6 protein-coding genes are annotated in these 8,955 nt (G+C 65.6%); 3 read left to right on the forward strand and 3 right to left on the reverse strand.

Translation table 11 applies throughout. The features are described from left to right. Positions 1-275 precede the first annotated feature (275 nt). From AC5RWU_RS22875 to AC5RWU_RS22885, 3 genes are all read right to left on the reverse strand, one after another. Entirely contained in the window at positions 276-686 is a 411-nt protein-coding gene (locus tag AC5RWU_RS22875) for a hypothetical protein (protein WP_493986471.1), read from the reverse strand. A gap of 639 nt (positions 687-1,325) precedes the next feature. Further along, positions 1,326-1,799 (reverse strand): MarR family winged helix-turn-helix transcriptional regulator, encoded by a 474-nt coding sequence (locus tag AC5RWU_RS22880; protein ID WP_493986472.1) that lies wholly within the window; start codon positions 1,797-1,799, stop codon positions 1,326-1,328. 669 nt (positions 1,800-2,468) lie between these two features. Beyond that, entirely contained in the window at positions 2,469-3,029 is a 561-nt protein-coding gene (locus AC5RWU_RS22885) for a hypothetical protein (protein ID WP_493986473.1), read from the reverse strand. Between the two features lie 379 nt (positions 3,030-3,408). Between AC5RWU_RS22885 and AC5RWU_RS22890 the strand changes: the two genes are divergently transcribed. The 3 genes from AC5RWU_RS22890 (at position 3,409) to AC5RWU_RS22900 (ending at position 8,648) form a co-directional block, all read left to right on the forward strand. Beyond that, positions 3,409-4,350 (forward strand): EamA family transporter, encoded by a 942-nt coding sequence (locus AC5RWU_RS22890; protein ID WP_493986474.1) that lies wholly within the window; start codon positions 3,409-3,411, stop codon positions 4,348-4,350. A gap of 162 nt (positions 4,351-4,512) precedes the next feature. After that, positions 4,513-8,409 (forward strand): thioesterase domain-containing protein, encoded by a 3,897-nt coding sequence (locus AC5RWU_RS22895; protein ID WP_493986475.1) that lies wholly within the window; start codon positions 4,513-4,515, stop codon positions 8,407-8,409. A gap of 5 nt (positions 8,410-8,414) precedes the next feature. Beyond that, positions 8,415-8,648 (forward strand): tautomerase family protein, encoded by a 234-nt coding sequence (locus tag AC5RWU_RS22900; protein ID WP_493986476.1) that lies wholly within the window; start codon positions 8,415-8,417, stop codon positions 8,646-8,648. The last annotated feature ends 307 nt before the right edge of the window (positions 8,649-8,955 follow it).

Here is an 8,955-nt window from a genome sequence, read left to right on the forward strand (position 1 = left end):
GCGGCCAACGCCACCTACACCTGCAAACAATGCGGTCACACCCGCACACATCAGGTACCGGCTGCGTGGAGCCCTCCCGACTGGGACTGGTTCGCCTAGCATCTCTCCCCCTGGACCGCCCACCGGGGGTCCGGCACACTGGGCAGGAGCAGACGGCCGGCCGCAGGTTTGCCCGGCCCGCACGGTGCCCGGAGGGTGAGACGCTGCAGTGTCAGTGCACGGGAGTCGGTGCCGGTCCGCCCGCGCAGCAGCCCAGAAACACTCCGGCGTTATGTTCACCTTTTTATCGTGAAGAGTGGTCCTAGGGATGAGACAGCGGGCAAGCGCCCGTGTTCTTCATTGAAATTGAATTGGTTTCCCTTGCAAGCTACAAAGATGTAAATCCGGCACGGCAAACACACAACTGTTTCAACCGCTATTCGCCGGTCATCAATGCGACGGGCCAGCATTACCGGCAGTTCAGCGGGCGTAGGGACGGTGCAGCTGTCGTTGAAGGGTTCGAAGCATTCGGCGAAGCTCATGGGCGCCAGGCCAAGGTCTGCGGCCACTTCGGTGTCGTCCTCGAAGCCGTCCAATTCGTACCGGTACAGCATTTCGCTGTCCGTGTCGTCCAGCAGCCGGTCTTCCAGACCGGCCCGCCAGTCCTGGGCCAGGTCCAGTCCGTAGAGGTCTTCGAGAACCTCCACCTGGTCGAGCAGGGACCTAACGGCTTGGTCATAAAGACCTTCACACCGGCATTGCGCAGGGCAGGCCGGCGCAGGAGTCGCGGGAGTCCGGGCACTGACCATAAGGAGGCAGGCATCGCTGAATCCTCTGGTCCCGTGGGCCGCCTTGCGCCCGCCAAGGCCGGGAAGCCCCAGGCGATGGGTCGGGGGCGGTGACGACGGAGGGCCTGGGCCCCGCATCAGGTTCCCGCTGGTTAACTACGATCCCCTGCTACCTGTCCATGTAGATGCATGAAAACGAGTAGCAAAGGTACTAGGCAGTAACAGCTGCCGATGTCATCCTTTTATCAGAAGGTTCGACGAACGGGTTGGGGGACCCGGCCGGAGAACCGGGCAGGAAGCGTTTTGGGGGAAATGAATCCAGCCATCGGCCAGGCCGCCGGGATCAAGCAGTAGATCCGGCGGCCTCGCCGTTTAAGAAGCGCCGGCAGATCTTTGGAAGGCTTGCCGGAATGCCGCAGCACCGTCCCTGCGTGCAGACGCTACGCGATGCCGAAAACCACCGGGGAACTTGCCTGGAGCACGCTGTCGCTATGCAACCGCGATTGGCTCTAGCACTGATCACAGTGCATACGTCAGGGACTCCGGTGCTTTACTGTTTTACGGGTGGGTATCGCCGTGCGAGACGAGGACCTTTTCGAGCAGACCGGACAGTGTCTTCCGTTCGGAGGCGGACAGCACGTCAAGCAAGCGGTCCACATTGTTAACGTGGTCGGCGATGACCGAGTCGATTAGTTCCAGCCCCGCCTCTGTCAGGGTTATCCGCAGGCGTCGGCGGTTATTCGGGTCCACTTTCCGGGTTACGAGGCCGCGCTCAACCAACCGGTCGACGCGGTGGGTCATGGCGGCGTTGCCCACCATTGTGATGGCAGCGAGTTCCTTCGGGCTTAGGGTGTGCGGCGTGCCGACCCTGCGGAGGGTGGCCAGCACGTCGAATTCCCACGGCTCCAGGCCGGTGCCGCGAAGGTTCTCGCGAATGCTGTTGGTCAGGAACCCTCCGGTACGGGTGACGCGCGCTATGACGCCCATGGGTCCATGGTCCAGGTCCGGACGCTCGCGCTTCCACTGGTTCATATACGACTCCACTCTGTCCAAACCCGGGCTCCTTCCAGACGTCGAATCGACAGGGCCGGGCCCCGCTTTTCCTGGCGGTACTGAATTGAAGATTTCGACGCTGAACAAATAAACGTCAATACTGACGCATGCAACTCGGCAGGGTACGGCCAGGCGGACGTATTAAAAGGGGGCGGCCATGCCGGCGCCTTGGGTCCGCCTATGATGGCGCTCCCATGTTGACCCTGGCTGTGTTTGATGGGACGGCAGGTGCCGATGACCGGCACTCAGGGATGCCGGCGGTACGCCGCAGGCACCTGTCGTACCGTCGGGCTGCCGGGCTGCCGGGCTGCCGGGCTGCCGGGCCGCCGGGCCGCCGGAATGACAGGCTGCGGGTCCTGCCATCGGGAAGGAGCCGGGCCTCCGAGGAGATGCTCGCGCTGCGGCCCTGCCGGTTTCTCTGTCACGGCGCGGCAGTAGTCAGGTGCCGGCGGGCTCTGCGGCGCCGCCGGTGGTGCTGCTCGGCGGCCTGAGGTTTCGGCCCTGCAGGTGAACGGGGGTCCGGGCGCCGGAAGGAGTGCGCCCGAAGGCGCTGATGCGTGCGGCCGGGACAGGGCAGTTACGCACTGAGGGCCGGGACAGAGTAGTCCCCGGCCCTCAGTGGGGTGGCCTGGCGCAGCCGGGTGGGGCTTAGCGCAGCCAGGGGAGGCTTTTGGTGATGGGCAGGGAGGCCCAGAGCCTGCCTAGGCCCCAGGTGTGTCCGGCGCCGGTCAGGGCCAGGACCCAGAGGGAGCTGGCGTAGATGATGTGCGTATCCACGACGGGGTGGTTCATCAGGGGCAGGGAGGAGAGCCACATCATAACCATGATCATGGTTCCGCCGACGGCGGCCGCGCGCAAGCCGATCCCCAGGATCAGGGCCGATCCGACGGCCAGCATGCCCAGCATGAAGGCCCAGTCGACCCAGGCCTGCCCGGCCATGGCTGCGAACATCGGGGCGAGGGCGCCCTCGAGGCTGCCCAGGTAGCCGCCGGCAGGCGAGCCGCCACCAATCCAGGCCTGGTCCGGCGTCGTGGCGAAACCGAGCCCGAAGGCCTTGTCGAAGAAGGGCCACAGGAAGATCGAGCCGAGCAGGATCCGTAGCACGGCCAAGGCCTTGCGGGCTCCGGCCGGCAGGGCGGCGGCGGGGGCGCCGGCCCTTGCCGCAGTGGTGGCGCCGGTGGAGGCGGTGTGCTCTTGCAGTAACGTCATGGGGGAACTCCTTGGGGAGGTTAGGCTAGGGTTACCTTACACAGGCCGCCAGAAGGCAAACCCGTCGGCGGCAACGCCTCGTTCAGGAAGCCGGACAGGTCCGCGTAGCGCCGACACCTGTCCGGACCGCCGGAGGCTTCAAATTGACAGGCTCAGCTCCGGCTCCCTACGATCTTACCGATTCAAATATTTCGATTGCAAACTGTACGACATCGATACTAATGCATATAACCCGAGACGCTGTGTCTTGGCGACCGTATCCCCGATAGAGCATTCCATCCGGTTCCCCACCCCACAGTGCTCCTGTTCCCGGCCTCGATCCGGATCGGAGCCGGCTATTGGTGCGTGCGGACCGGATGTCTTGCGGAGGAGAAGTTTTTTGAGCAATTTGACGCAGGATTCCGCTGCGGTGTCGGCTGTGCCTGACCGGTCGTTTTTGACTCCGCTGGTCACCTTCATTGCGCCGGCGGTCTGGGGCAGTACCTATATCGTGACCTCCGAGCTTCTGCCCGAGGGCAGGCCGCTGCTGGCCTCGGTGCTGCGGGCGCTGCCTGCGGGGCTGCTGTTGATCCTGTTTACCCGCTCTATGGTGCACGGCCATTGGTGGTGGAAGACACTGATTCTGGGGATCCTCAACATCGGCGGTTTTTTCTACTTCCTGTTCGTTGCCGCGTACCTTTTGCCCGGCGGTGTGGCTGCCTTGCTGGGATCGGTCCAGCCGATCGTTGTTCTGGTGCTGGGTTACCTCGTCCTGAAGCAGCGTCCGCAGCCGGTGCACTTCATGGCCTGTGCCGCGGTGATCGGCGGGATGGCGCTGCTGGTGCTCAACTCGGAAGCGGCCCTGAACACGGCCGGGGTGCTCGCGGGCGTGGCCGGAGCGGTCTCCATGGGTGCCGGCATGGTTCTGACCAAGATGTGGGGCCGGCCCGAGGGTATGGGAAATCTGGGCTTTACCGGCTGGCAGCTGGCCTTCGGCGGGCTGGTCCTCACCCCCGTCATGTTCGTGACCGAGGGCCTGCCCGCATCCCTGACCGGGGCCAATATCGCCGGCTACGTTTACCTTGGCCTGATCGGTGCACTGGTGGCCTACGCCCTCTGGTTCCGCGGCATCGAGCGGCTGCCCGCGATCGCGGTGTCCTTCCTCTTCTTCGGCAGCCCCCTGGTGGCCACCTTCCTGGGCCTGATCTTCCGCGGTGAGACCCTGACCCTGGCCCAGATCCTTGGAGCGGTCACCATCGTCGGTTCGGTGGTCGCCGTCCAGCTCCACAGCCGCCGGCAGTCCCAACAGGCCCAACAGCAGCGCGTTCCGGTCAACGCCTAACCCCCTCACGTTCCGGCCGTTACCTGACCTCTCCCCCATTCACTGTCCTTCTCCAGTCCCTTCCCTGTTCCAGGGCCCCGGTGCTTCCTTTTCCTGGGCCTACGACCTCCGGCGCTGTTTGTTGTGCCGCCAGTCCCCCCGTTATCTGCTTCAGGAGCAATAGTGTCCGTTCAGTCCCCCAATTCCCCCTCCGCTGAGAACAACCACATCAACACCCTGCCCGGGATGCTTCTGGAAGAAGCGCGCCGGCAGTCCGAGGCCTGCGCGGTCATCGCCGGAGACCGGCAGATCTCCTTCGCACAGCTCGTTGACCAAGCCCGGGCGCTGGGCTCGCTCATCGGCTCCGCCGGTCTCGGCCCTGACCAGACCGTGGGCATCTTCGCCGAACCGGGCGGGGAACTGCCGCTGCTGGTCTGGGGTGCCCTCTTCTCCGGCGCCGCCTACCTGCCCCTGGCCACCGATTACCCGGACGACCGGCTGCGCTACATGATCGAGCACAGCGGTACCGGCCTGATCCTCACCCAGCAGCACCTGATCGGACGCGTCCGCGAAATCGCCCCGGACGGCACCCAGGTGCTCACCCTCCAGGACAGCGCCACCTCCGGTGAAACCCCGGCCTCGCCCCAGGACGCGGCGCCTGTTTCGGCCACGGGCCGGAATCTGGCGTACTGCATCTACACCTCGGGAAGCACCGGACGGCCCAAGGGGGTCATGATCGAGCACCGGAGCATCGTGGCCCAGCTGGAGTGGCTGCGCGGTGAAGGGCATCTGCGCCCCGGGGTGCGGATCCTGCAGAAGACACCGATGAGTTTCGATGCGGCCCAGTGGGAGATCCTGGCCCCGGCCGCCGGCGCCACCGCGGTCATGGGCGCCCCGGAGCTCTACCGGAACCCCTACGGGCTGGTGGAAATGATCGGCCGCCACTCGGTCACCCACCTGCAGTGTGTTCCGACGCTGCTGCAGGCCCTGCTGGAAACCGAAGGCTTCGACGCCTGCGCATCACTGACCAGTGTCTACTGCGGCGGCGAAGCGCTCTCCAAGCCGCTGGCCAAGCAGTTCTTCGACACCCTTTCCTGGTGCTCGCTGACCAACCTGTACGGGCCGACCGAGACCACCATCAACTCGCTGGCACACACCGTGACCGGCGCGGACCTGGACGGGGCGGACGTGTCCGTGCCGATCGGGGAGCCCGTTCCCGGGGCCCACTGCGCGGTGCTGGATGAACACCTGAACCCGGTGGCCGACGGCGATGCGGGCGACCTGTATATCGGCGGGATCCAGCTGGCCCGCGGCTACCTGAACAACCCGGGCCAGACCAGCGAACGCTTCATCCAGAACCCGGACGGCAGCGGAACGTTGTACAAGACCGGCGACGTTGTGCGCCGCAACGCCAACGGGCTGTATTACTTCCAGGGCCGCTCGGACAACCAGGTGAAACTGCGCGGCTACCGGGTGGAACTGGAGGAGATCGCCTCGGCCATCGAGCACCACCAGTGGGTGCGCCGGGCCGCGGCCGTGGTCACCACCAACGCCCGCACCGGCAATCCGGAGCTGGTGGCGTGCGTGGAGATGAACCCGAATGAGGCCGCGCTGATGGACCAGGGCAACCACGGCGCCCACCACCAGTCCAAGCAGAACAAGCTTCAGGTCAAGGCGCAGCTGTCCAACCCCGGCATCCGCACCGATCTCACCGACGGTATCGAACTGCCCGGCCGGGACGGAGAGGAACTGCGGGCCGCGGCTTTCGCCCGCAAGACCTACCGGTTCTACGACGGCGGACCGCTGGCCGAGGGCGAGCTGCAGGCCTTCCTGGCCCAGGCCGGGCAGATCACCGCCCTCGCCGACCGGTCCGCCGAGGGTCCCGTGGCGGATCTGGGCTACGCGCTGCGCTGGATCGGACAGTTCACCAGCCCCGAGCGGCTGCTGCCCAAGTATTCCTATGCCTCGCCCGGCGCCCTCTACGCCGTGCAGACCTATCTCGAGCTGCAGGGGCAGGACGGGGTGGCCGACGGGTTGTACTACTACCACCCCGAACTGCACACCCTGCAGCCGGTGGGCCCGGTGCGCCCGGACGCCTCCGGTCCGGCGGGGATCCGGCTCCACCTGATCGGCAAGACCGGGGCGATCGAGCCGGTCTATAAGAACAACATCCTCGAGGTCATGGAGTTCGAGGCAGGCCACCTGCTGGGCGCGCTGCAGGACGGGCTGGCCCCCTTCGGCCGCACGGTCGCCCCGCACGGCTTCGACGAAAGCGCCAAAGCGCAGTGCGGTGCCCTCGAGGAGGATCACTACCTGGGCACCTTCGAGGTGGTTGAGGGAACCGCCAACCATCTCGACGACGTGGAGCTGTTCGTCAATATTCCGGGCAAAAAGGTTCCCGGCATGGCGCCGGGAACCTACGCCTGGGACGGGCAGGACCTGGAGCCCGTGGCATCGGAGACGATCCAGCGCAAGCACGTCATCGCCATCAACCAGCGCGTCTTCGACCGCTCCAGCTTCGGCATCAGCGCCGTGCCGGGCCACGTGCCCGCCTGGCTCAAGTACGTCACCCTGGGCTGCTACCTGCACCGGGTCCAGCGCAACGGTGCCGCCGCCGGGCTGGGTTTCATGTCCTCCGGCTACAGCTCGAAGACAGGAAATGCCCTGCCGGCCGCATGGCGGATCGCGGACATCCTCAAGCACATGGGCAAGACCGTGGAAGCGTCCTACTTCTTCATCGGCGGCAAGGTATCCGCCGAGCAGATCGCCAGCGAGGGCATGAACGAGGACCTCGTGCACATGCAGGGACCGGCGGAGATGGTCCGCGAAGAGCTGGAGCAGACGCTGCCCGACTACATGGTCCCGCACCGCACCGTCGTCTTCAACGAGCTGCCGCTGACCCCCAACGGCAAAGTGGACCTGAAGGCCCTGGCGGCCGCCCCGCAGATCGCCTCGCCCCAGTCGACGACGGACTTCGTGGCCCCGTCCACACCGACCGAGAAGCGCCTCGCCGTCGAATGGGCCCAGCTGCTCAAGTACGAGGACGTGTCGGTGCAGGATGATTTCTTCGCCGTCGGCGGAAACTCCCTGATGTCGATTACGCTGATCTCCCGCATCGGGCGGATCTTCGGTGTCCAGCTTCCCCTGCGGGCCCTGATCGACACCCCCACCCTCGCCGGCCTGGCCCAAACGGTCGACCAGGCGCAGGGGCAGGAGTCGGCTGCAGCCGCGTCCCGGTTCATTCCGCTGAACCAGCAGAGCGAGCAGCGGCCCGTCTACTGCTGGCCGGGACTGGGCGGTTATCCGATGAACCTGATGAAGCTGGCCGGAAAGGCCGTGCCCCAGCGCCCGTTCTTCGGGATCCAGGCACGGGGCATCAACGCCGGGGAAACCCCGTTTGCCACGATCCAGGAAATGGCCTCAGCAGACATCGCCGAGATGCTCAAGCTGCAGCCCGAGGGCCCGTACACCCTCTGGGGCTACTCCTTCGGCGCCCGGGTTGCCTTCGAAGCGGCCTGGCAGCTGGAGCAGGCAGGCAAGACCGTCGACAGGATCATGCTCATCTGCCCCGGCAATCCCCGACTGCGGGAGTCATCCGGGCAGCCGGGCACCCGGTCTGCCGATTTCACCGACCCCGCTTTTGTCACCGTGCTCGCCTCGGTCTTCCTGGGCACCAGCACCGGACCGCAGATCGATGAATGCGTGGAGACCGCCGTCGACCGTGACTCGTTCGTCGGTTTCATCGGGCACGCGCGCCGGGAACTGGACACCGAGACGATCAACCGGATCACCGATATCGTGGTGCGCACCTTTGAGTTCGAGTACACGTTCTCCGAACTGGTGGACCGGCGGATCACAGCCCCGATCACCATCTTCAAGGCCGCCGGAGACGACTACTCGTTCATCGAATCGGCGGGCACTTTCGCCGAGCGTGAGCCGCGCATCGTGACACTCTCCGAGGATCACTACGCCGTCCTGCGGGAGCAGGGCGTCGACGAACTGGCGCACGCGCTCTACACCGCAACCAACGATCCCACCCTGGCCGGGCACCGCGTGTCCGTCGGGGCCCACGGAAAGTAGGCAGAATGCCGCACCTGAACCTCAAGTATTTCCCCTACCCCCTGACCGACCAGGAACGCGCCGCCCTTGCCGGTGAGTTCACCGAAATCATCAGCAAGCGGCTGAGTGTTTCCCCCGACGTGGTATCCATCTCGCTGGAGGAAATCGAGCCCGAGCAATGGCAGGCCGCTGTGGTCGTCCCTGAACTGCAGGCTCACCTTGACCGGGTGATCAAGCACCCCAAGTACCCCACCCATTAACCCACTACCCCTGATCCCGTCGCCGGCATGGCGGCAAAACCACCGGACGCATTCCAAGGGATCCTGCAACCGCCGGCGGACGGGTGGTTCATAGGTGGGTCGCGCGCAACGCCCGGCCGGGCTATTCCGGCCGGGCGTTGCCCATGGCCGGCCGTTCATTCCGGGAACAGGTCCGTACTGTCGGATCCGGTCACAACCATCCTCCGGCATGCCGATAACTGCGCATACGTCGGTTGTATGGAGGGATCAGCCTGTCTAGGACTGCTTCTCGACGTAGCAACGGGCTTCTTCGACGCACCCGTCCCCT

This window comes from Arthrobacter sp. B0427-1-12, from assembly GCF_059092905.1.

Bases quoted from the DNA above. Each gene is read 5' to 3' on its own strand.
- AC5RWU_RS22880 (WP_493986472.1), bottom strand. From the start codon at position 1,799: ATGAACCAGTGGAAGCGCGAGCGTCCGGACCTGGACCATGGACCCATG.
- AC5RWU_RS22885 (WP_493986473.1), bottom strand. From the start codon at position 3,029: ATGACGTTACTGCAAGAGCACACCGCCTCCACCGGCGCCACCACTGCG.
- AC5RWU_RS22900 (WP_493986476.1), top strand. From the start codon at position 8,415: ATGCCGCACCTGAACCTCAAGTATTTCCCCTACCCCCTGACCGACCAG.